The following is a 22387-nucleotide window of genomic DNA, read 5'->3' as shown; positions in this document are numbered from 1 at the left end:
GTATTTACTCTTCACTATATCCTTTTTCTTCCCCTAATAGTCATTCAAAGAAAAGTTTCTAGACAAGTATAATTTGCATTATAGTTTTCTAATACTATCTTATTCAAAGTATATACTAACCCTTTCAAATTTTGTTCCCGGACTTTACTTTTCAATTGACATTCCCATAACAAGATAACATGCCATCCCATATTTCGGAGTTGCATTCGTTCTTTCAAATCTCGTTCTTTATTCCTTTCTATTTTTTCTTTCCAGAATTCTGTATTGGTCTTCGGCAAAACATAATATTTACACCCTTCATGTCCATGCCAGAAACAGCCATTTACAAAGATCACTGTTCTATACTTTCTTAACACAATATCAGGAGTTCCTGGCAACTTTTTCACATTAACACGAAAACGAATACCTTGGGAAAATAGATATTTCCGCACAAGAATCTCCGGCTTCGTATTTTTACTACGAATATTCGACATACACTTCCGCCGTTGCTCTTTTGTTAAAACGTCTACCATACATCAACAAAATTTAAATGCAAAAGATAAATGATTCCTAATGCAAAGATAAAAATTATCATCCATGAATTATAATATTAAACACAAAGAATGCACTCATTATCTCTTCAATCCCCATACTCTCAAAACAAGCACCGAAATATTTATGGACGCCTTTAACTAAATTCGCGATATTTTCACTACATTCACAGCATGAAATGCAGAATTATACTCAAACTATTAGCAATTCTCTTTTTTACAGGATGTTATAACAGAGAACAGATTTCCCAGCTCGACGAGGCGGAAGCACTGTTACAGAATAAACCGGACAGTGCCTTAACAATTTTACGACAACTAAAGCCGGAAGGAAACCAGGCAGAACAGGCCAGATATGCGTTGCTTTATTCAGAGGCTTTAGACAAAAATCACATCAAAGTAACCAATGATTCGCTCATTTGCCAGGCTTGGAGCCATTATAAACATCATCCCAAAGATTTACGCCGCCAATGCAAGACTCTTTATTATTGGGGACGGGTTAAACTGCGCGCAGGAGACAAACCGGGAGCGTTACGTCTTTTCCTAGAAATTGAAGAGAAACTGAAAGACACCAATGAGCCTTATTATGCAGAGCTTTTATATAGTCAAATCGGTGAAGTGTATTATGACCAAATGAACTATAGCCAGGCCTATCACTATTTTCGTGAAGCTCGCAATAACTTCCGACAGTCCAATAACACTCGCGAAGAAACAGAGGCAACTCTCGATATGGCAGCCGCAACTTTCAATTCAAAAGATATGGAGAAAACTATGCGGCTCTATTCTGCCGCACTCGATTTGGCCGATGAACACAAGTACGATAAGTTAGCTAAAGCTAGCCTTACCAATCTTGCTTCTCTCTATGTAGTGTCAGGCAAGAAACAAATTCCTCATGACCTACTGCAACGCATCGAATTTTCCGCCCGGCAAGACACGGTATACGGGTATCATACGCTAGTAGATGTGAATCTTCTGAAAAACCGTATAGACAGCGCACGCTACTATCTGGCACTTGCAGAAACACATTCCACCGATATACGTGATATGGCAGACCTGCAATACACCGCTTATCGGATTGAGGCGCAAGCCAAGAACTTCGAGAAAGCAACCAAGAAGATACACCATTATATCTATCTGACTGACTCGCTGACACGTTCAAATATGCAATTCTCCGCCGGTATGGTGGAACGTGACTATTTCAAGGAACGCTCCAAATTTGCCGAATACCGGATGAAGAACCGTACTACCTGGGAGATTACCATAGCAAGCGTAATTTTTCTAATAATAGGGGTAGCATACTACACCATCCGTCAACGTCTGCGCCTGCAACGCGAGCGTACCGACCACTATCTGCTACTCGCCGAAGAAGCCAACGCCCAATACAAAACCCTGACAGAACATATGGAAGGACAGCGCAATGCAGAAATCCATTTAAAAGGTTTGATAGCTTCACGCTTTGACATCATTGACAAACTGGGAAAGACTTACTATGAGCGTGAAAATACCGCATCACAACAGGCGGCTATGTTCCACGAAGTGAAACAGATTATCACCGATTTTGCAGAGAACAATGCAATGTTGCAAGAGCTGGAACTTATCGTAAATACCTGCCATGATAATGCAATGGAGAAGTTACGGAATGATTTTCCATCAATGAAAGAAACTGACACACGACTGCTTTGTTATATTTTTGTAGGTTTCTCACCACAAGTAATCAGTTTGTTCATGAAAGATACGGTTGCCAATGTATACGCCCGTAAATCACGACTCAAATCGCGTATTAAATCGGCAGAAACAGCCAATAAGGAGTTGTTTTTAGCACTTTTCGGATAGGTGTTAGGCCTGTGTTAGAAATCTTAGAATACATCTTTTATAATCCATTGAATATCAACACACTTTAAATCAAAGTGTTAAATTTGCAAGATTGCATCATAACCCGATTTTGATGCAATCTTATTACTTTTGCATTCGAAAAATTAGAAAAAAGAAAAGATTATGAAGAAGATTGTTATTCTATTAAGCGCCATACTTTTCATGGTAGCTTGCGAAAAAGGAAACGAAGAAATGAAAGAAGCAAAAGTAGTGGTATCCGTTTATGATGAGAATGGAAAAATTGTAACGGGCGTTCCCGTAAAAATGTATAATGAAAAAGATTATAAGATTTTTGAAAAAGATAATTTAACCTTGCCAACCGCAATCACACAGACCAATGAAAGTGGTATAGCCATCTTTGTACTGCCACGAGAGGAATGGTTTACAATGCAGTCGCAACGGTTCCTGACATTCGTGGTACAAGAAGGGGGTGGTCCTGACAACTATCAGATATGGTCTTCCGGCAAAACCGTAGAAGCTGGAAAAGTTGTAAAAGTAGAAATACGTTTAACCCAATTCCCTAACTAAGCCTTTATCACATGAAGCAAACTAGACTTTATATAATAACCGCACTTTGTCTGCAAATGTTTTTGGGAACAATATTACTAAGTTGCAGCACCGAAAATGACGAATACAGGAAAGATTCACCTTCGGCAGCAAATCCTGCTGAACCCATAGAGGCTTCACTTGAAGATTTCTTCATAGAACAGCTACCCTCAAAAACAATTTATGCATTAGGAGAGAATATAGACTTAACCGGCCTTAACGTGACAGGCAAATATGATGACGGGAAACAACGGCCTGTAAAAGTTACCCCGGAACAGATCAGCGGTTTCTCTTCATCCACGCCTGTTGAAAAACAAGAAGTAACCATCACACTGGAAGGAAAACAGAAAAGCTTTTCTGTTCAGGTTTCACCCGTCCGTATAGAAAACGGAGTATTGACGGAAATATTAAAAGGATACAATGAAATCATACTTCCCAATAGCGTGAGATCAATCCCGAAAGCTGCCTTCAGAAACAGCCAAATAGCAAAGGTAGTACTCAATGAAGGACTAAAATCGATTGGAGATATGGCTTTCTTCAATTCGGCCATTCAGGAAATAGTATTTCCATCAAGCCTGGAACAGATGGAGGAAAATATTTTTTACTATTGCCGGAATTTGAAAAAAGCAGATTTAAGCCAAACAAAACTCACCAAACTTCCCGCCAGCACTTTTGTATATGCGGGCGTTGAAGAAGTGCTGCTGCCTGCGACACTGAAAGAAATCGGAGCACAGGCATTCCTTAAGACATCTCAACTGAAAACGATTGAGATTCCGGAAAATGTAAAAACAATCGGATTGGAAGCATTCCGGGAAAGTAGCGTTACAACCGTGAAGTTACCGAACGGCGTTACAACCATGGCGCAAAGAGCCTTTTATTACTGTCCGGAATTGGCGGAAGTGACCACCTACGGGAGTGCTTTCAATGATGATCCCGAAGCTATGATCCACCCCTACTGTCTTGAAGGATGTCCGAAATTGGCTCGCTTCGAAATACCTGAAAGTATTCGGATATTGGGACAGGGATTACTGGGTGGTAATAAGAAAGTGACCCAATTAACCATTCCGGCAAACGTCACACAGATTAATTTTTCGGCTTTCAATAATACAGGTATTAAAGAAGTAAAGGTAGAAGGGATAACACCTCCGCAGGTATTTGAAAAAGTATGGTACGGATTTCCGAATGATATTACCGTCATTCGTGTTCCTGCCGAGTCTGTGGAAAAATATAAGAACGCAAATGGTTGGAGGGATTTCACAAACAAGATAACAACGTTCTAACAGTTCTCCAGTTTTTCGATTATAATCGAATAAAGTTGGTTTAATATCGACTTTTTCGGTTATAATCGAAACAACTTAAGAAAAACACTATATTTTCGATAATAACCGGAAAAATCAGTACTATTAGTTTATCTATTTAAATCTCCCCATTCACCCCCAAGCCGAACAGAGCAAAATCGCCCAGACAAGGATCATCCGGAAAGACTGTAGCCAATGCTGCCGTTATCTGGCGGGCATTTTTCAGAGAAAAGGTTTCCACATCCGTCAACTTAAAATAATGGGCTACCCGGCAGACATGTGTATCTAAAGGAACAATCAAATCTCTGCGATCAAAACTTTTCCAAATCCCCAAATCGACCTCCGAATCCCGGCGAATCATCCAACGCAAAAACATATTCAGTTTCTTTTGAGGACTTTTGGCAGAAACTTCAAGAAATGCACATAACTTTTCCATTGGTATTCCGGGATATAACATCAAAGCTTCCTCCAGACTTTCAAACTGTGTATAAGCTATATATAATCGCCGAAAGTATCCATAAAAATCAGCATACGACAACATCCGATAAAAGCTATTGGTTGCTCCTGAAGGAAAATCCTTCTCCCACTGGCAGGACAATACATACTGATAAGGCGAATCTCCCATTAGCCCGTGCAATTCGTCCGCTTTCTTCAAGATCTGTTTGCGATTGCCAAAACTCATAACCGCCGTCAGCAAACCGCTGACTTCGATATCCTGTTTCAGCGTATAACGATGGGGAAACTGCACCGGATCGCTTTGTATAAAGTCTGCGCGATGATACATCTCCGCACACATCAAAAGTTTATTCTTTATATCTTCAGTCATTTCGAGAAAGTATCAAGTATTGAAAGTACAAAAATACATATTCTAGTTGGATTTCCTCTTTAAGTAAATGATAGATTGCATCCCTAATAAAATAACAAACAAATATTCTGCCGTCATATACACAGTCAGAGAAGCATGAAAACATTCACTTAACAGATACAGATAAATCAAATATACAAGAATGGTGATTAACTGGAAGATAAAGGCGAGCTTCGTCTTTCCTGTACCGGTAACAGCATTGATATAAACATATCCGGGCAGTGCAAAAGCATAATTCAACAGCATAACTATAAAAGGATAGAAAGCTAGTCTCACCAGATTATCGTTATTCGTATAAAATCCGATAACCCATTGGTTACCCCAAAGAGTCATAACTATCAATGGAACTCCCACGGCATAACCCAACCTAAGAACTTTATGGCAAACGGGAAAAAGTTCCTTCCCCTGCCCCGCCCCAATTAGATTGCTGACTAATGAACCAGTAGTGGATGCAAAAGAGTTGACAATCACAAAAAAGACGGTAGAAACACTACGAGTAATATTGGAAATAGCAAGCTCTGTCCTTCCCAGATGCTCGATAGCAACGAAGAACAGAAACCAGGGAGCAACGCTGACAAAAGAGTGAAGCATACTCCATACAGATATCCTCAACAACTTTATCATCAACTTCCCATCATAGACGACCTTTAGCCCATATTTTACCTTATCTACTTTTGCCCACATATATAATAGGAGTACGATAAAAACTCCGAACTCAGCCAAAGAAGAAGCCATCGCCGCCCCGGATATACCCAGATTCAGTTTGAATATCAGCAGATAGTTAAAAGGAATATTGATACAAATAGCCATGATAGCTGCCACGGACAATGCTTTGGTCGTTGTTATCCCTACCAGAAAAGACCGGAAAGCTAAAAAAGGAAATGAGAACAACAAACCGAAGCTGCGCCAATCCAGATAATGAATCACTGCCTGGTAAATTTCATCTGAAGTTATCAACCGGCGTAAGATAAATGGAGAAACAAGCAAAATCACCAAACAAAGAATGACTGCCATACCCGACAGGAAATATAATCCCTGAAAAAATGTACGTCCCGTCTCTTTATAATGTTGTTCCCCATTTCTCCGGGCAATCATTACCTGCAGCCCGATGCTGAATCCAAAGCCCAGCATATAAACAGCCAAATAATAGATTCCGGCAAGCACGGAAGCCCCCAGTTCGACTTCTCCCGCATGCCCCAGGAAAATAGCGTCGGTAATATTGATTAATTGTTCCATTAGAATGCTCATCATCACAGGAAAGTTGATGAGCCATATTTGCTTATATGTATAATTCATTGCTCAACTTAAAAATAACACGATACGGTATACCACATCATAGCAGCACACAGTTCCGTAAATTTATAAAAATGGATATAAAACTCTTTGGCAGGCGAGTAGTTGCCTGTCGGATAGCTGAATAGCCCTGTTAGAAATGATGCTATTCGTTGAGCGTAGCTATATGCAGAGTTTCATAAATGGATGAATATTGCTGGTTTATCAATCAATTACGCAACAAAGATAAGAAATCTTATTTTCATATCCCAATGTGGTATGGTATTAGCAGATTACTTATAGTAAAGAGATGTATTAAAAACATTGATTGCAACATTAACAGATTGATTTATACAGATATACCATATTCTAAAGCTAAGGAATGATTCTTAAATATCTTTCTCTTTTGAAAAAAGGCATATCATTTTGAAAAGAGTAGTAACCAATAAATAACCAGATAACAATGAAAGTTTGTAAATTCGAGAAAATTAAAGATGAGGATGAAATGAAGCAAGTAATCAATTGTATTCAGAAAGAACATCCTTATGTAGCTGTAGTCCCTATATTGGCACAATTACAGGAGTGGTTACAGGCTATTTCCATCAGTTGGTTTCACGAAGAAGATGAAGTTTCTCATACCACAGTCAATGCCATCGAAGCATATTGCTGTACCCTTGCCAATCATCTCATTACAGATTCGCACTTAAATCAGGAAATTAAAAACCGGATTCTGGAGTGTATAAAGAAAATACATATACTTGTAGAAGACAAAGCAGATTTACTGATTGATAAAATGATAAAAGCGGAAGTATACGGATTATCCAGTGATTTATTCACTTATTGCTTACGTCAACAGGGTCTTCGTGCCCAAACATTAGATACCGGCAAACTTATACAGATCAATCTGGAAAGAAAGCCGGACATCCCATATATTCAAGAATCTATCCAACAATACATTGACGAGAACCGGAATGTGGATATTTTTATCGCCCCACTTTCCATTTGCAGAAATGTGTATGGTGAAATAGACTTCATGAGCGAACAACGCAATGATTACTATGCAACAGTGCTTGCCACCCTATTCAAAGCGGACGAAATACTGTTATCCACCCCTATCAATCATATCTACGCAAATCGGAATTGTCTGCGAGAACAACATTCACTAACCTACATAGAAGCCGAACAACTGATTAACAGCGGAGTACACCTGCTCTACGCAGATTGTATAACCCTTGCGGCACGCTCTAATATAGTTATCCGCCTAACCGATACACACGATCTGTCAACAGAACGACTCTATATATCTTCCCATGACACAGGCAACAGTGTCAAGGCCATCCTCTCACAGGATTCGGCTACCTTTGTACGTTTTACCTCATTAAATGTATTGCCCGGATATTTGTTTATGGGTAAGATATTGGAAGTTATCAACAAATATCAAATCAATGTCATCTCAATGGCCTCATCCAATGTATCCATCTCGATGATGCTGACAGCCAGCCGGGACACCCTGCGAATCATTCAAAGGGAACTACACAAATATGCCGAAATGGTTATGGACGAAAATATGTCTGTAATACATATCATCGGCTCCCTTCATTGGGAACGCACACAAGTAGAAAGCCATATTATGGATACTATCAAAGATATCCCCGTATCTCTCATTTCTTATGGAGGAAGCGATCATTGTTTCACACTATCTGTACATACCACAGATAAAAACAGACTGATTAGTTCGCTATCCAGACAATTTTTTGAGAGTCAGTGCGCAGCCTGATTCAAAGCCGGATAAAAAGAGACATCTGAAAGCCAAATAAAAAAAATAAAGAGATGAAAATAGCTATTATAGGAGCCGGACATATAGGGAGTGCCATTGTCACTTGTCTGGCGCAAGGACATCTTTACAATGAGAAAGACATTATTGTCTCCAATCCAAACATTGATAAACTGGAGAGACTGCAAGAACATTTCCCTGCAATACACATAACGACCGATAACCAACAAGCCATATCGGAAGCCGAAGTAATCGTCCTCGCCATCAATCCCTGGAAAGTAGATGAAGTATTGTCCTCTCTACGTTTCTCGCGTACACAAATCCTCGTATCTCTTGTGTCCGGAGTATGTATCTCCCACCTGGCTCATTTAACAGAAGCCGAGATGCCTATCTTTCGGGCAGTTCCCAATATGGCCATTACAGAACGTTCCAGCCTCACTTTGATAGCTTCCCGCGGAACCGATAAAGAATATCAGCAATTAATAAAACAGATATTTGAAGAAGGAGGAAAATGCCTGTTCCTGCAAGAGAAACAACTAGATACCACTTCCGCATTGACCTCCAGCGGAATAGCTTTCGCCTTAAAATATATGCAAGCGGTTATGCAGGCAGGGATTGAGCTAGGAATTCCCGGCAAGGATGCCATGCAAATGGCAGCGTATAGCATGGAAGGAGCGACAGAACTGATTCTGAATCATAACACTCATCCATTGCTGGAAATAGAGAAAGTAACCACTCCGGGCGGAACCACTATAAAAGGATTGAACGAACTGGAGCACAAAGGCTTCACTTCTTCTATTATTCAAGCCATCAAAAGCAGTGCCACAACTTTGATTGATAAAGAGGAAGAAGATGCAAAAATCTTCCGATAGTCTTTATGGTATGGTTTCTCAAGTCCTTTTTGCCTATTTTGAGATGCTATATATCCCAAAGCCAGCATAAAGGACTTAAGAAAATATATGCTTAAATTTTATATTCCTCTATCTTCCGGTACAGGGTGGTAAGTCCGATTTTCAACAAACGGGCAGCTTCCGTTTTATTCCCTTTCGTATATTCCAACACACGTGCAATATGTCTACGCTCCATTGCGGCCAACTCAAAACTGCCTACACTATCATCCGAACATTCATAATGAGTGTTCTGGATTTCCAAAGGAAGATCACAAATATCCAGTCGCCCCCCTTCACACACAATCAGGCTACGCTCAATCACATTTCTCAATTCACGGATATTCCCTTTCCACGGCTGTTGTTCCAGTGCTTCCAGAAAAGCAGGAGTCATCTCATTGATGGCATACGAAAGTTTTTCGGAGAAACTCTTGGCGAAAGCAGTTGCAAGAATTCTGATATCACCGGTACGTTCACGAAGCGGAGGAAGATGCACCTGAAAAACCGAAAGACGATAAAACAAGTCTTCACGGAAGTGTCCTGCTTTGATCTCCTCCTGCAGGTTGCGGTTGGTAGCAGCGATGATACGCACATTTACCCGTGTCGGCTTGGTATCACCGATCTTTATATATTCTCCCGTTTCGAGGATACGCAGTAACTTTGCCTGCAATTCGAAAGCCATCTCCCCGATTTCATCCAGAAAGATCGTTCCGTTGTTGGCCTCTTCAAAAAGCCCTTTCTTATCTTTCAACGCACCGGTAAACGAACCAGCCTTATGTCCGAACATCTCGCTTTCGAGCAGTTCTTTGCTGAAAGACGAACAGTTGACCGCCACAAAATTCTGTTTGCTCCGTTTACTACTATAATGTATAGCTTGCGCGAAGACCTCCTTTCCTGTTCCTGTTTCCCCCGTCAGTAATACGGGAACATCTGTCACAGACACTTTCTGCGCCAGAGATACAGCCTCTTTCAACACCTTTGACTCACCCAGAATAGAATCGAACGAGTACATCTGCCCGACTTTCTTTTCCAGTTTTTCCAAACGGACATTCATCTTTGCTTTCTCCACGGCACGGCTGATTAAAGGAATAATCTTGTTATTATCATCTCCTTTCGTTATATAATCAAATGCACCGTTTTTAATAGCCTGCACCCCGTCGGGAATATTGCCGTGAGCAGTAAGAAGAATCACCTCTACATTGGGAGCTATTTTCTTGATGTTCAACACCAGATCTACTCCGTTTCCATCAGGAAGAAAAACATCGCATAAAGCTACGTCGGGCGATTGAATTTCCAGTTGTTTGAGGGCAGCTTTGCAATCACCTGCCTGACACACTTCATAGCCCTCAAGTTCCAGCATACGAGCTAAAAGGCTGCGAATCTGGACTTCATCGTCAATAATAAGAATTTTATTCATACAATTTATCTACATTAAATAGAAGAATGAAAAACAGGGTGCGCAAATATAGTTTTTTTATCTGAATCCATGAACATTTCTTCCATACAGTTTGTTCTTTCCACAGGAAACTATTTACGCTATAAACAGATGAAAATAATTATTATTGGGGGAGTTGCAGGAGGAGCCACCACTGCTGCCCGAATCAGACGAGTAGATGAAACAGCTGAAATTGTCCTTTTAGAAAAAGGAAAGTACATATCATACGCCAATTGTGGCCTACCCTATTATATAGGGGGAGTGATAGAGGAACGGGATAAATTGTTCGTGCAAACGCCCGAAGCCTTTTCTACACGCTTTCGCGTAGATGTACGTACAGAAAACGAAGCGATTTTCATTGACCGGAAAAGAAAGACAGTGACCATCCGGCAAAGCAGTGAAGATACTTATGAAGAGAGCTATGATAAGTTAGTCATATCTACCGGAGCCTCTCCGGTACGCCCCCCTCTTCCCGGAATCGACCTAAGTGGAATTTTCACACTAAGAAATGTCACCGACACAGATCGGATCAAAGAATATATCAAGAGCCACGCCCCACGAAAAGCCGTTGTCGTAGGAGCCGGATTTATCGGCCTTGAAATGGCGGAAAACTTACATGCACAGGGAGCGAAAGTATCGATTGTGGAAATGGGCAATCAAGTGATGGCCCCTATTGATTTTTCGATGGCATCACTTGTTCATCAACATCTGATGGATAAAGGAGTAAACCTCTATTTGGAGCAAGCTGTCGCCTCTTTTAGCCGGGATGGAAGAGGATTGAAAGTTACTTTCAAGAATGGCCAGTCAATCTCTGCTGACATCGTTATTCTATCTATCGGCGTACGTCCGGAAACCAATCTGGCACGGGCTGCCGAACTGACTATCGGTCCTGCAGGAGGTATCGCTGTAAACGATTACCTGCAAACCTCTGACGAGTCTATTTATGCCATCGGTGACGCGATCGAGTTCCGCCACCCGATCACGGGCAAACCTTGGCTCAACTATCTCGCCGGACCTGCCAACCGTCAGGGACGCATCGTTGCGGACAATGTCCTCGGAGCAAAGATTCCTTACGAAGGCTCTATCGGTACTTCAATCGCAAAGGTTTTCGACATGACCGTTGCTTCAACCGGCTTACCCGGCAAGCGTCTGCGTCAGGAAGAGATAGACTATATGTCGTCTACCATTCATCCCGCTTCCCATGCCGGTTACTATCCGGATGCCATGCCGATGAGCATTAAAATCACTTTCGATAAAAAGACAGGAAGATTGTATGGCGGACAAATCGTTGGTTACGATGGGGTGGACAAACGGATTGACGAACTCGCACTTGTCATCAAGCACGAGGGAACAATCTACGATCTGATGAAAGTGGAACAAGCGTATGCTCCTCCGTTCTCTTCGGCCAAAGATCCGGTAGCACTAGCAGGATATGTAGCTGAAGATATCATCACAGGCAAAACCAATCCTGTGTATTGGAGAGAATTGCGAGACATTGAAATGGAAAATAAGTTCCTATTGGATGTCCGCACCCCGGATGAATTTTCATTGGGTAGCTTACCGGGTGCCGTGAATATTCCGTTGGATGAACTTCGCGACCGGTTGGCAGAATTACCGAAAGATAAAATGATTTATACATTCTGTGCAGTCGGGTTACGGGGGTATCTTGCTTACCGTATACTGACACAACACGGATTTGACAAGGTACGTAATCTCTCGGGAGGATTAAAGACTTATCGGGCTGCCACTGCTCCCATCATCATACGGGAAGAAAATGGAAACGAAATAGACGAATCACCCATACAAAAGGAAACCGCTTCCCAAACCAGTCAACCCAACGTTTCTACAGCTCCCGTCACTGCTGCAGCTGATGCTTCCGCTACCCCTGCCAAAACAGTCCGGGTGGATGCCTGCGGGTTACAGTGTCCCGGTCCGATTCTGAAAATGAAGAAAACAATGGATACACTGATTTCAGGCGAACGGGTGGAAATCACCTCAACCGATCCAGGTTTTCCGCGCGACGCCGCCGCATGGTGCAGTTCGACGGGTAATCAATTGATTTCGAAAGATACCTCCGGAGGAAAATCTATCGTTGTAATAGAAAAAGGAGAACCAAAATCGTGCAATATTGTTACTTCATGTGAGGGCAAAGGAAAAACCTTCATCATGTTTAGTGATGATTTGGATAAAGCCTTGGCTACTTTTGTACTAGCAAACGGCGCAGCAGCTACGGGACAAAAAGTCACCATCTTCTTTACGTTCTGGGGACTGAACGTCATCAAGAAGTTGCACAAACCGGAAACCGAAAAGGATATTTTCGGAAAAATGTTTGGCATGATGCTGCCTTCCAGCTCCAAAAAGCTGAAACTATCTAAGATGAGTATGGGCGGAATAGGCGGAAAAATGATGCGGTATATCATGAACAAAAAAGGGATTGATTCACTGGAATCCCTGCGCCAGCAAGCGCTGGAAAACGGTGTGGAATTTATTGCTTGCCAGATGTCAATGGACGTGATGGGAGTCAAACAAGAAGAACTCCTGGACGAGGTGACCATTGGCGGTGTAGCAACGTATATGGAACGGGCGGATAACGCAAACGTTAATCTATTTATTTAAAAAATGAACAAATGAAATATTTAAATAGTGTATGAAAACAATATGTGCAATGCGTGATGTATTCAAAGCAATGGGAAACTTTGAAACAGCATTTGAAAAAATGTACCAGATAACGCTAAATGAAGCAATGATATTGTGTGCCCTCAAAGAGGCATCGGAGAAAGTGACGGCTACCAACCTGTCCAAGCAAACCGAGCTAAGCCCCTCACACACATCTAAAATGCTGCGAATACTGGAGGAAAAAGGACTGATCGTCCGGTCGCTCGGAAGCGAAGACCGGAGACAGATGTACTTCCACCTGACCCATACGGGCAAGCAGCGAGTAAATGAACTGGAACTTGATAAGGTAGAGATACCCGATCTACTTAAACCCCTGTTTAAATAAACGGATTTTCAAACAATTATCTGTAAATAATGAACGGTGAGCAAACTCCCTGATAATGGGGCAGAGTGCTCACCGTTTTTCTTTAAACAGGGCAAAAGATATATGTTAATTTTCCGGCAAAAGAAATTTCCATCTGAACCTTTTTCCACCTTTCTTATTGTTTCTATCAAAAGCCCAAGGTACCTGGGCGCGATTTTTATATAACCTAAACATTATAAAAGATATGAAGAAATTAATTCCTATTTTATTGGCGGTCTTTGCACTCGCTTCATGTGAAAAAGACCCGGACATGGGTAAGCTGGATGACAATTATCTGGTATACACTAACTACGACAAGAAAGCCGATTTCAAAGTTCCTACATTCTATCTGGCACCCCAGATTCTGGTGATTAGTGACAGTAAAGAACCGAAATATCTCGAAGGCGAAGGCGCAGAACAAATTCTGGCTGCTTATACAGACAATATGGAAGCTAGAGGTTACGAAGCGGCAGCCGACCAGGAAAGTGCAGATCTTGGTATCCAAGTGAGCTACATCGCAAGTACTTATTATTTCACCAGCTACGCACAACCTGAATGGTGGTGGGGTTATCCCGGATACTGGGGACCTGGCTACTGGGGTGGCAACTGGGGTGGCGGATGGTACTACCCGTACGCTGTAACTTACAGTTATAGTACTAACTCCTTCCTGACAGAAATGGTGAACTTGAAAGCTGAACAAGGGGACAGTAAAAAACTGCCTGTTGTATGGACAAGTTATCTGACCGGATTTGAGACTGGTTCCAAAGCTATCAACCGCACTCTCGCAGTAGAAGCTGTCAACCAATCATTCACTCAGTCACCTTATCTTACTAACAAATAAACAACTACAACTGTTATGAAAACAAGAAAAAATATATACTTCAAGGTAGTAGCCTTGGCGGCTATTGCCATCGCCTTCGCTATGCCGGCTAAGGCACAGTTATCAGACAACGGATATGCGAATATAGACTGGCAATTCAACGCTCCATTAAGTAATCACTTTGCAGATAAAGCAAGCGGTTGGGGTATGAACTTCGAAGGTGGTTATTTCGTTACTCCTAACATTGGCTTGGGTCTTTTCCTGAACTATCACAGCAACCACGAATATGTAGGCCGCGAAACCTTCCAAATGGGTGCCGGTGAAGTTACTACCGACCAACAGCATACTATTTTCCAATTGCCTTTCGGTGCTGCTGCACGTTACCAGTGGAATCGTGGCGGGTCTTTCCAACCTTATGTCAGTGCTAAATTAGGTGCTGAATATGCAAAAGTCCGCTCTAACTTCAATATGCTGGAAGCAAGAGAAAACAGCTGGGGATTCTACGCTTCTCCTGAAGTAGGTATCAATGTATTCCCATGGGTTTACGGACCGGGCTTGCACTTTGCTTTGTACTACAGCTATGGTACCAACAAGGCTGACGTACTGCATTACAGTGTAGACGGATTGAGTAACTTCGGTTTCCGCTTGGGTGTATCGTTCTAAAAAGAACTGCAACTATCAGAATATTACGTTAATAATAAAAAAGGTAAAAGGTAGCTTTTAATATAGGCACCTTTTACCTTTCTTTTTTTATTTTTTCTTCATCGCATCATAAATAGCTCCCTGTATTCGCTCACGAATGTGCAGCTGGTTCAATTTGCGGTTCGTTACGTCCGGATAAATCCGGTTGCTAAGGAATACATAAACCAGTTCATTCACCGGGTCCACCCATGCACATGTACCGGTAAATCCGGTATGGCCATACACTTCGGCAGGTGCGGCAGGAGCACAATTCCCTTTCTTCGGATCATCTGCATCGGGCTTGTCAAAGCCTAAACCACGCCGGCTGATCTTCGATGTTTCAGTAGTAAACAACTGACAGGTTTCCTTACTTAGATAACGTTGACCATCTATTTCCCCTCCATTCAGCAACATCTGATAAACGCGGGCTACATCACGGGCAGTAGAGAAAAGTCCGGCATTTCCGGCCAATCCGCCAAAGAAAGCGGAAGCCTCATCATGCACAAATCCCTGCAAAATTTCTTTACGCAAGAAACGGTCTTTATTAGAAGGAACAATTTCCGACTTGGCAAAACGGCGTAAAGGCAAATAACCAGTATGCTCCAACCCCATCGGTTCATAAAACTCACGTTGCAAATAGACTTCCATAGGCATACCGGCCAGTTGTTCCACCAACATTCCCAACAATATAAATCCTACATCACTATATACATAGCGTTTCTGCTTTAACGGAGCTTCTGCTATTTTCTCTTCTATCACCTTCCGGAAAGAACGGTTTAACCACAAGCTGTCACAGATCTGAACAATATAATCACCGGTTTTAACGGAAGAGACATATTCACTCTTGAACTTGAATTTCGGATTCGCCCATGAGGTGGTCCCCAACTGTAACGGATGGTGTGCATCTTTTCGTGCACTGAATAACCTTCCATCATAGCTATCCTTGTCAATAGCTTCCTGGTAGAAAGGAATCCAGGAGGGTAAACCGGATTGATGATACAGAATTTCCTGAATCGTTATATCTTTCTTATCAGTACGTTGCAAGAACGGCAAATGATCCGAAATCTTATCTGTCAGATTAAAACGTCCCTTATCGTAGAGTTTCATAATGGCAAGCAAGGTGCCCGTCGTTTTTGAAAGGGAAGCCAGATCGTAAATATTCGTAGATTCGACACGAGAACTTCCTTTGCCCGTATAAGTACCGAAAGCCTTGTCGAACATAATATGACCGTTTTTCAGCACCACCACCTGGCAACCGGGATAGGCTCCCTGACGAATACCATCCAATGCAATGGAATCAATCCGTTTAAGATGAACAGAGGAAAGCCCGTATTCTTCCGGAACGAAATGCAACGGTGTTTTGGGAGTAATGGTCACTCCTGCTCCCGCCGGGAACAGCTCTCCCAAACTTGCCGACAGCTGCCCGTCTGCAGATGCCTTGGCAAATAACACATCTGCTACCTGCCGCTGTACATCACTATTATAACTATGTCCCAGCACAACTGCCGAAGCATGAGCCACCGCCCGCTGAATCTGCAACATCATCTTCCCGGGAGTAAAAAACAGATAAATGGCCGGGCTTTCGGGAACAAACTTCGCAAAGAAAGGCTGATAAGGAGCCAGCCGCTGTTCGCTGACGGCTACAATGATCCGTTTATAGGTAGACAGAGAATCACGCAACCGCTGATTTACCCCTTCCGGTTGATTGGCACGAAGGGAAAAACGAGCCAAAGACGTATAGCGGGAAAGTTGTTTCGCCAACGCATCAGTTTCTCCGGGATCTCCTACCTCGAGCAATGCAATCGTCTGCTCTTTGTCTGTATGCAGAGGGAGAATATGATTCTTGTTGTTCAGAACTGTTATTGCCGCTAAATTCAACCGACGAACCAAATCACGCGTTTGCGGACTGTTGATCCGTTGTTCCAGACCGGATAATTGTACATACGACTTTTTCTTGAGTCCCAACACATATTTATAAGTCAAGACCTTGCGGCATTTGCTTTCAATATCTTCGCGGGTCAACTCCCCTTTTTCAATGGCTTCCAATACGGCCGGTATCTCTTCCTTCAAGTTTCGGGGAGACAATACCATGTCATTACCTGCTTTCAAAGCCTGCAAACTGACATTTCCATTTCCCGCCACTCCTTTCATGGCAAGCGCATCCGTAAATATCAGTCCTTTGAACGCCAGTTCATCTGTCAGCAAATCGTATACGACATTGCGGGACAAGGAAGACGGAAGTCCACCAATCGGTTCTATCACCGGAACTTGCAAATGTCCTATCATCATACCGCCCAATCCGGCACGGATGGCTTCTTTAAAAGGATAAAGTTCCACACTGTCCAGACGTTCACGAGTGAAAGGAAGTACCGGAAGTGCCTTATGCGAATCGACATCGGTATCTCCATGCCCGGGAAAGTGTTTGCACACAGATAAAACCCCTCCACCTTCCAAACCGGAAGCATAAGCGATTACCTTGTCAGCCACCTGTATCGGATCTTCTCCAAAAGAACGGGTATTAATTACGGGATTTTCAGGATTTATATTCACGTCCGCTACCGGAGCAAAGTTGACCTGTACTCCAATCTGTCGGCATTGACGAGCAACTTCACGCCCGTATTCATAGAGCAGCTTGTTGTCACGGATACATCCCAATACCATATTCCGTGGAAAAACAGGCATACCACGCAAACGCATGGCCAGTCCCCATTCTCCATCAAAGGTAATCATCAAAGGGACTTTAGCCTGCCGTTGCGCCCGGTTTGTCAGTTCAACCTGATTTTGCATCTTCCCACCGGAAAAGAGAAGTCCGCCCACTTTATAGGTGTCGATCACTTCGCGCAACAGTTCCAGGTTTCGTTTGGTATCTACCGGGGCAATGGTATAGATGAACAACTGCCCTACCTTTTCTTTAAAGGAAAGCTTATCCATAACCGAATCAACCCAGTGCCGGCAGTCCTTGTCCTGAAGGGCTTTATACACCAGCAGAGGTTCAACGGTTGTAGCATTTTGCGCCGGACTTGAAACCGTGCCGGCTGCGATAAAGAATAAAAGCGTTACTATTGAGGGAATTATCTTCATTTATGTTTCAAAGTCAAATCGAGACGGCCTACACGAACACCATTTTTTCCCGTGTGCATAACAGGCACCTCTTTTCCGTCCATATTCAAGTATGTTTTGGGGCCTTTCATAAATGTATGAGAGTGCCCGCCCAGAATCACGTCGATATTGCGTGTCCCGGCAACCAGATGTTCATCCATTTGAATGCCCAGATGAGACAGGCATACTACCAAATCACAACCTTCTTCGTCTTTCAACAAAGCAGTTATTTCGTTGGATATGCGGATAGGATCTTCATAAACGACTCCTTCGCATTTATTAGCCTGAATCATCCCTTCGGGTTGGGTTCCAAGGCCAAACACACCAATTCTCAAACCATATTTCTCAAGAACGACGTAGGGTTTAACTATATCTTTCAATACCGTAGCATCCAGATTATAGTTGGCACAAACAACCGGGAAATTAGCCATCTTGAAAATACGTTCCATATTATCCACATCGAAATCAAACTCATGGTTACCGATAGTCATAGCATCGTAACCCATTTCATTCATTAGTTTAACTTCCACTTCTCCGCGGAACATATTATAATAAGGTGTTCCCTGAGAAATATCTCCGCAGTCGAAAAGCAGCACATTCTTATGCTCCTTGCGGAACTGTTCGAGAAAAACAGCCCGGCGAAGAAAACCACCTTTATTATAGTATTCGTCCCCCTTCTGATTGACAGGTTCGATACGACTATGCACATCGCTTGTTTGTAAAATAATCACTTCTTTGGTATCCTTATCCTGCGCAAAAATTGAGAAAGTAAAGCTCAATGCAAGACATAACAGGAATAATATCTGAATTCTTTTCATATTCAATATTTTTAGATTCTCCTTTTTATTTTATGGTAATACGTCCATCCAGTTTAGAGGTAATCGCTTTGCCTTCGGCAGTCTGTTTGCGTACATAATCAAGAAATAGTCCGCGTAAGGTTGCGTCTTCGGGGCATACTCTCTTTTCTGCCTGCAGGAAAGCATCCATCCGTCCATTTCCATCTGCCAGATAGTCGATAGTGGCCACCGTGTAAAGCTGGTCATCCTTTAGTGGTTTTTCACCGACAAAGGCGTTCAGCAACTTTCCATTTTTGGTGATTTCAAGGCGGATACCGCTCACTCCTTCTCCGTGCAAAGATGCAATCGCTTCAAAAAGACGTCTCAAGTCTGTTCCTTTCATAGTCAGTACGCAAAGAGAATTCTCAAAAGGAAGAATTTCAAACACATCGCCTACCGTGATATCTCCTTCGGGCAAGATATTACGCAAGCCGCCCATATTTACCAATCCCATATCAGCAGGTTTCCCCAACACCTGAACAGCCGCTTGCTGCAAAACACCTGCAACAAGGTTGGAAAGCAAACTTTCGGGACCTCCTTTGTCCATTTTCATCGCACTGGTGCCGATGACTTCATACATCATCGCATCCACCTTTTCCTTATAAGGCTTTAAGATTTCGGCAGCTTTCGCGTTGGGATGGGTGTCCCAAACAGAATCAATCGTTATCATGCTACCCTCTACTTTGGTTACTTCGTACTGTGCCGTAGTCTCGCGTGCGGTCCGGCAGGAAGTAAACAGGAAGCCTCCTGCAAACGTCGCCACCATCAGATACTTTACATAAGTCTGTTTCATGTTCGCTATTTTTAGATATGCCACAAATATACAAAAACATTTGGCTATCTGGCAAATAATTCGTTACTTTGCACCGCTTTCGCGCAATCGCTGTCAAGAGAAGAGATACTTGGTATGTTGCGTTGTAACGATGAAACAATTTAATAATAACAACAATGGATTTAATTAAAATTGCAGAAGAAGCATTTGCTACCGGAAAACAGCACCCGAGCTTCAAAGCAGGAGACACTGTAACAGTAGCATATCGTATTATCGAGGGTAACAAAGAACGTGTACAGTTGTACCGTGGTGTTGTTATCAAAATCGCTGGTCACGGAGACAAGAAACGTTTTACTGTACGTAAAATGTCAGGAACTATAGGCGTAGAAAGAATTTTCCCAATCGAATCACCGGCTATCGATAGCATCGAAGTGAACAAGGTAGGTAAAGTTCGTCGCGCTAAATTGTACTACCTGCGCGCTCTTACTGGTAAGAAAGCTAGAATCAAAGAAAAAAGAGCTAACTAATAAGCCGAACTTTTCGATTCGAAATAAAAAAGGGAACTTCATTATGAGGTTCCCTTTTTTATTGTATATTTTCTCAAACATTCTCATGCCTATGAGAAAAAATTCTCATTGCAATGAGAATAATTCCTCAAAGGTATAAGAATATTTTCTCACTCCGGTGAGAATAACCCTTTGTCTGAATAAGCCGTACACGTCAGAAAGGACTAAATAAAACAAAGCCCCGAAAGTCATAAACTCCCGAGGCTTCATTACCTTTATTATAATAATGAAATGTTATTCTTTCAAATCTTTCAGTTCCCAAGCCAATGCACTGGCGCCCAGTACAGCAGCATCAGAATCCTTCAATTCGGAAACGAGCAGTTTAGTCTTGCCTTTATAGATATTCAGGATATTATCATCAATTGATTTCTGAATTGGTTTCATGATATACTCACCGGACTTAGCCAAACCACCAAACAATACAATTGCTTCAGGGCTGGAGAATGCAATAGCATCTGCCAGTGCTTCCCCCAAGATGTTACCTGTAAAGTTAAAGATTTCCTGTGCCAGTTTATCACCTTGTACAGCTGCATCATACACATCTTTTGAAGTGATGTTTTCTGCAGGAATGTTACGAAGCAAGCTAGCATCCGTACGGGCAGCAAGGAATTCACGGGCTGTGCGAGCTACACCGGTAGCCGAACAGTAAGTTTCCAGACATCCCTTACGGCCACAACCGCAAAGACGACCATCGCGACGGGCGATAACGTGTCCCAATTCACCTGCAAAACCGTCATGACCATACACCATCTGACCGTTGATAACGATACCGCTACCCACACCAGTACCCAGTGTAATCATGATAAAGTCTTTCATACCACGGGCAGCACCGTAAGTCATTTCACCGATAGCAGCAGCGTTTGCATCGTTTGTCAAAGCAGTGGGGATACCCAGTCTTTCTTCAAACATGGCAGCCAACGGAAGAATTCCCTTCCAAGGCAGGTTCGGAGCAAATTCAATCGTTCCCGTGTAGTAGTTGCCATTCGGAGCACCGATACCAATACCTCTGATTTTATCAACACCACCATTAGCAATAATCAATGGAAGCAGACTTTTACACACTTCATCAGCGTATTCTTCTACTGTAGGGTAACCAGATGTTTTGATTGAACTGCTGGCAATAATAGTTCCGCGTGCGTCTACAATTCCAAAGACGGTATTCGTTCCGCCTATGTCAATACCTACTACGTAGGGTTTTTCCATGTTTGAATTCATGATACTTTTATTTAAAAGGGTTAGTTAATCATTAAGTTTACTGCACACAAATTACGTAAAGAAGATTGAGTCTACAAAATGTTTTTTGAAAAAAGTTCAACCTGTTTGCAACTTTTCGTATCTTTCGCACGTCTAATAGTAGAAAATTATCAGAAAACAGAAACTAAATAAAGAAAATTGTGATACAACTAACGAATATCAACAAGACCTACAACAACGGAGCGCCTCTCCATGTACTTAAAGGTATCAATCTCAACATTGAACAGGGGGAATTTGTTTCTATCATGGGAGCATCCGGGTCTGGGAAATCAACTTTACTCAACATATTGGGAATCCTCGACAACTACGATACCGGAGATTATTACTTGAACAACGTACTTATCAAGAACTTGAGCGAAACCAAAGCTGCCGAATACCGGAACCGTATGATCGGATTTATTTTCCAGTCATTCAATCTGATTTCCTTTAAAGATGCCGTAGAGAATGTAGCACTTCCTTTATTTTATCAGGGTATAAGTCGCAAAAAACGAAATGCGCTTGCCTTGGAATATCTCGACCGTCTGGGTTTAAAAGACTGGGCACATCACATGCCGAACGAAATGAGTGGCGGTCAGAAACAACGTGTAGCCATTGCACGAGCTTTAATCACCCAACCACAAATCATTCTGGCAGATGAACCAACAGGAGCTTTGGACAGCAAAACTTCTGTGGAAGTGATGCAGATTCTGAAAGATCTTCATAAACTGGGAATGACGATTGTCGTTGTCACCCACGAAAGTGGAGTCGCCAACCAGACAGACAAGATTATACATATCAAAGATGGAATCATCGAACGTATTGAAGATAATATCGACCATGACGCTTCTCCTTTCGGAAAAGACGGTATCATGAAATAATCTAAAA

The 22387-nt window shown here is 42.3% G+C and carries 19 protein-coding genes; 11 read left to right on the top strand and 8 right to left on the bottom strand.

From position 1 onward, the window contains the following. Positions 1 to 44: 44 nt before the first annotated feature. On the bottom strand, positions 45 to 512 hold the full coding sequence (locus tag CJF29_RS03060) for a very short patch repair endonuclease (RefSeq protein WP_008645002.1): 468 nt from the start codon (positions 510 to 512) through the stop codon (positions 45 to 47). 192 nt (positions 513 to 704) lie between these two features. On the opposite strand from CJF29_RS03060, the gene CJF29_RS03055 reads away from it, so the two are divergent. The 3 genes from CJF29_RS03055 (at position 705) to CJF29_RS03045 (ending at position 4225) form a co-directional block, all read left to right on the top strand. Continuing rightward, on the top strand, positions 705 to 2360 hold the full coding sequence (locus CJF29_RS03055; RefSeq protein WP_099147130.1) for a hypothetical protein: 1656 nt from the start codon (positions 705 to 707) through the stop codon (positions 2358 to 2360). 162 nt (positions 2361 to 2522) lie between these two features. Beyond that, complete coding sequence (locus CJF29_RS03050) at positions 2523 to 2927, top strand: hypothetical protein (RefSeq protein ID WP_008644994.1); 405 nt, start codon at positions 2523 to 2525, stop codon at positions 2925 to 2927. A gap of 11 nt (positions 2928 to 2938) precedes the next feature. Next, entirely contained in the window at positions 2939 to 4225 is a 1287-nt protein-coding gene (locus tag CJF29_RS03045) for a leucine-rich repeat protein (protein WP_008644993.1), read from the top strand. Positions 4226 to 4361: 136 nt separating this feature from the next. Here the strand turns inward: CJF29_RS03045 and CJF29_RS03040 are convergent, their stop codons facing one another. Continuing rightward, entirely contained in the window at positions 4362 to 5069 is a 708-nt protein-coding gene (locus CJF29_RS03040) for a TIGR02757 family protein (RefSeq protein WP_074558596.1), read from the bottom strand. A 42-nt stretch (positions 5070 to 5111) separates the two neighbouring features. Then, positions 5112 to 6404 (bottom strand): MATE family efflux transporter, encoded by a 1293-nt coding sequence (locus CJF29_RS03035; protein ID WP_099147129.1) that lies wholly within the window; start codon positions 6402 to 6404, stop codon positions 5112 to 5114. A gap of 439 nt (positions 6405 to 6843) precedes the next feature. Here CJF29_RS03035 and CJF29_RS03030 point away from each other — a divergent pair, with 439 nt between their 5' ends. Both CJF29_RS03030 and proC read left to right on the top strand, forming a co-directional pair. Further along, positions 6844 to 8157, top strand: a complete 1314-nt coding sequence (locus CJF29_RS03030; protein ID WP_099147128.1) for an aspartokinase — start codon at positions 6844 to 6846, stop codon at positions 8155 to 8157. Positions 8158 to 8210: 53 nt separating this feature from the next. Next, on the top strand, positions 8211 to 9026 hold the full coding sequence (proC, locus tag CJF29_RS03025; RefSeq protein ID WP_099147127.1) for a pyrroline-5-carboxylate reductase: 816 nt from the start codon (positions 8211 to 8213) through the stop codon (positions 9024 to 9026). Between the two features lie 91 nt (positions 9027 to 9117). Here the strand turns inward: proC and CJF29_RS03020 are convergent, their stop codons facing one another. Further along, positions 9118 to 10458 (bottom strand): sigma-54-dependent transcriptional regulator, encoded by a 1341-nt coding sequence (locus CJF29_RS03020; protein ID WP_099147126.1) that lies wholly within the window; start codon positions 10456 to 10458, stop codon positions 9118 to 9120. 129 nt (positions 10459 to 10587) lie between these two features. Between CJF29_RS03020 and CJF29_RS03015 the strand changes: the two genes are divergently transcribed. The 4 genes from CJF29_RS03015 (at position 10588) to CJF29_RS03000 (ending at position 14978) form a co-directional block, all read left to right on the top strand. Next, complete coding sequence (locus tag CJF29_RS03015) at positions 10588 to 13092, top strand: FAD-dependent oxidoreductase (RefSeq protein WP_099147134.1); 2505 nt, start codon at positions 10588 to 10590, stop codon at positions 13090 to 13092. A 31-nt stretch (positions 13093 to 13123) separates the two neighbouring features. Continuing rightward, positions 13124 to 13477, top strand: coding sequence for a MarR family winged helix-turn-helix transcriptional regulator (locus CJF29_RS03010; protein WP_004296191.1), 354 nt, complete (start codon positions 13124 to 13126; stop codon positions 13475 to 13477). 223 nt (positions 13478 to 13700) lie between these two features. After that, a complete protein-coding gene (locus CJF29_RS03005; RefSeq protein ID WP_099147125.1) occupies positions 13701 to 14336 on the top strand; it encodes a DUF4136 domain-containing protein in 636 nt (211 codons plus the stop codon). Between the two features lie 15 nt (positions 14337 to 14351). Then, entirely contained in the window at positions 14352 to 14978 is a 627-nt protein-coding gene (locus tag CJF29_RS03000) for a porin family protein (protein WP_004307005.1), read from the top strand. Positions 14979 to 15065: 87 nt separating this feature from the next. On the opposite strand, the gene CJF29_RS02995 is transcribed toward CJF29_RS03000, so the two are convergent. Genes CJF29_RS02995 through CJF29_RS02985 form a run of 3 tightly spaced genes read right to left on the bottom strand, consistent with a single transcriptional unit; the run spans position 15066 to position 19724 of the window. Beyond that, the gene (locus CJF29_RS02995; RefSeq protein ID WP_099147124.1) at positions 15066 to 18077 is read right to left on the bottom strand and encodes a glycoside hydrolase family 3 N-terminal domain-containing protein; all 3012 of its coding nucleotides are present in this window, start codon (positions 18075 to 18077) and stop codon (positions 15066 to 15068) included. After that, the gene (locus tag CJF29_RS02990; protein WP_099147123.1) at positions 18074 to 18913 is read right to left on the bottom strand and encodes a bifunctional metallophosphatase/5'-nucleotidase; all 840 of its coding nucleotides are present in this window, start codon (positions 18911 to 18913) and stop codon (positions 18074 to 18076) included. Before CJF29_RS02990 ends, CJF29_RS02995 begins: the two co-directional genes overlap by 4 nt. 25 nt (positions 18914 to 18938) lie before the next feature. Further along, complete coding sequence (locus tag CJF29_RS02985; RefSeq protein ID WP_099147122.1) at positions 18939 to 19724, bottom strand: 5'-nucleotidase C-terminal domain-containing protein; 786 nt, start codon at positions 19722 to 19724, stop codon at positions 18939 to 18941. Positions 19725 to 19879: 155 nt separating this feature from the next. Here CJF29_RS02985 and rplS point away from each other — a divergent pair, with 155 nt between their 5' ends. Then, positions 19880 to 20230 carry a 50S ribosomal protein L19 gene (gene rplS / locus CJF29_RS02980; RefSeq protein ID WP_004296199.1) on the top strand — a complete coding sequence of 117 codons (351 nt, stop codon included), beginning with the start codon at positions 19880 to 19882 and terminating at the stop codon, positions 20228 to 20230. Positions 20231 to 20503: 273 nt separating this feature from the next. Here rplS and CJF29_RS02975 read toward each other — a convergent pair whose 3' ends face one another. After that, positions 20504 to 21484 carry an ROK family protein gene (locus tag CJF29_RS02975; RefSeq protein ID WP_074558608.1) on the bottom strand — a complete coding sequence of 327 codons (981 nt, stop codon included), beginning with the start codon at positions 21482 to 21484 and terminating at the stop codon, positions 20504 to 20506. Positions 21485 to 21663: 179 nt separating this feature from the next. On the opposite strand from CJF29_RS02975, the gene CJF29_RS02970 reads away from it, so the two are divergent. Beyond that, positions 21664 to 22380 (top strand): ABC transporter ATP-binding protein, encoded by a 717-nt coding sequence (locus tag CJF29_RS02970; RefSeq protein ID WP_004296202.1) that lies wholly within the window; start codon positions 21664 to 21666, stop codon positions 22378 to 22380. Positions 22381 to 22387 lie beyond the last annotated feature (7 nt).

This window comes from Bacteroides celer, assembly GCF_002632415.2.
Lineage (GTDB): Bacteria > Bacteroidota > Bacteroidia > Bacteroidales > Bacteroidaceae > Bacteroides.
Note: the sequence above shows the minus strand (reverse complement) of the source record. Positions and strands in the feature narration are given on the sequence as shown.

Excerpts from the sequence above, each read along its gene's own strand:
- CJF29_RS02995 (WP_099147124.1), bottom strand. The coding sequence starts at position 18,077 with ATGAAGATAATTCCCTCAATAGTAACGCTTTTATTCTTTATCGCAGCC.
- proC (WP_099147127.1), top strand. The coding sequence starts at position 8,211 with ATGAAAATAGCTATTATAGGAGCCGGACATATAGGGAGTGCCATTGTC.
- CJF29_RS03055 (WP_099147130.1), top strand. The coding sequence starts at position 705 with ATGAAATGCAGAATTATACTCAAACTATTAGCAATTCTCTTTTTTACA.
- CJF29_RS03015 (WP_099147134.1), top strand. The coding sequence starts at position 10,588 with ATGAAAATAATTATTATTGGGGGAGTTGCAGGAGGAGCCACCACTGCT.
- rplS (WP_004296199.1), top strand. The coding sequence starts at position 19,880 with ATGGATTTAATTAAAATTGCAGAAGAAGCATTTGCTACCGGAAAACAG.
- CJF29_RS02985 (WP_099147122.1), bottom strand. The coding sequence starts at position 19,724 with ATGAAACAGACTTATGTAAAGTATCTGATGGTGGCGACGTTTGCAGGA.
- CJF29_RS03030 (WP_099147128.1), top strand. The coding sequence starts at position 6,844 with ATGAAAGTTTGTAAATTCGAGAAAATTAAAGATGAGGATGAAATGAAG.
- CJF29_RS03005 (WP_099147125.1), top strand. The coding sequence starts at position 13,701 with ATGAAGAAATTAATTCCTATTTTATTGGCGGTCTTTGCACTCGCTTCA.
- CJF29_RS02990 (WP_099147123.1), bottom strand. The coding sequence starts at position 18,913 with ATGAAAAGAATTCAGATATTATTCCTGTTATGTCTTGCATTGAGCTTT.
- CJF29_RS03035 (WP_099147129.1), bottom strand. The coding sequence starts at position 6,404 with ATGAATTATACATATAAGCAAATATGGCTCATCAACTTTCCTGTGATG.
- CJF29_RS03000 (WP_004307005.1), top strand. The coding sequence starts at position 14,352 with ATGAAAACAAGAAAAAATATATACTTCAAGGTAGTAGCCTTGGCGGCT.
- CJF29_RS02975 (WP_074558608.1), bottom strand. The coding sequence starts at position 21,484 with ATGAATTCAAACATGGAAAAACCCTACGTAGTAGGTATTGACATAGGC.
- CJF29_RS03040 (WP_074558596.1), bottom strand. The coding sequence starts at position 5,069 with ATGACTGAAGATATAAAGAATAAACTTTTGATGTGTGCGGAGATGTAT.
- CJF29_RS03010 (WP_004296191.1), top strand. The coding sequence starts at position 13,124 with ATGAAAACAATATGTGCAATGCGTGATGTATTCAAAGCAATGGGAAAC.
- CJF29_RS03020 (WP_099147126.1), bottom strand. The coding sequence starts at position 10,458 with ATGAATAAAATTCTTATTATTGACGATGAAGTCCAGATTCGCAGCCTT.
- CJF29_RS03045 (WP_008644993.1), top strand. The coding sequence starts at position 2,939 with ATGAAGCAAACTAGACTTTATATAATAACCGCACTTTGTCTGCAAATG.
- CJF29_RS03060 (WP_008645002.1), bottom strand. The coding sequence starts at position 512 with ATGGTAGACGTTTTAACAAAAGAGCAACGGCGGAAGTGTATGTCGAAT.
- CJF29_RS03050 (WP_008644994.1), top strand. The coding sequence starts at position 2,523 with ATGAAGAAGATTGTTATTCTATTAAGCGCCATACTTTTCATGGTAGCT.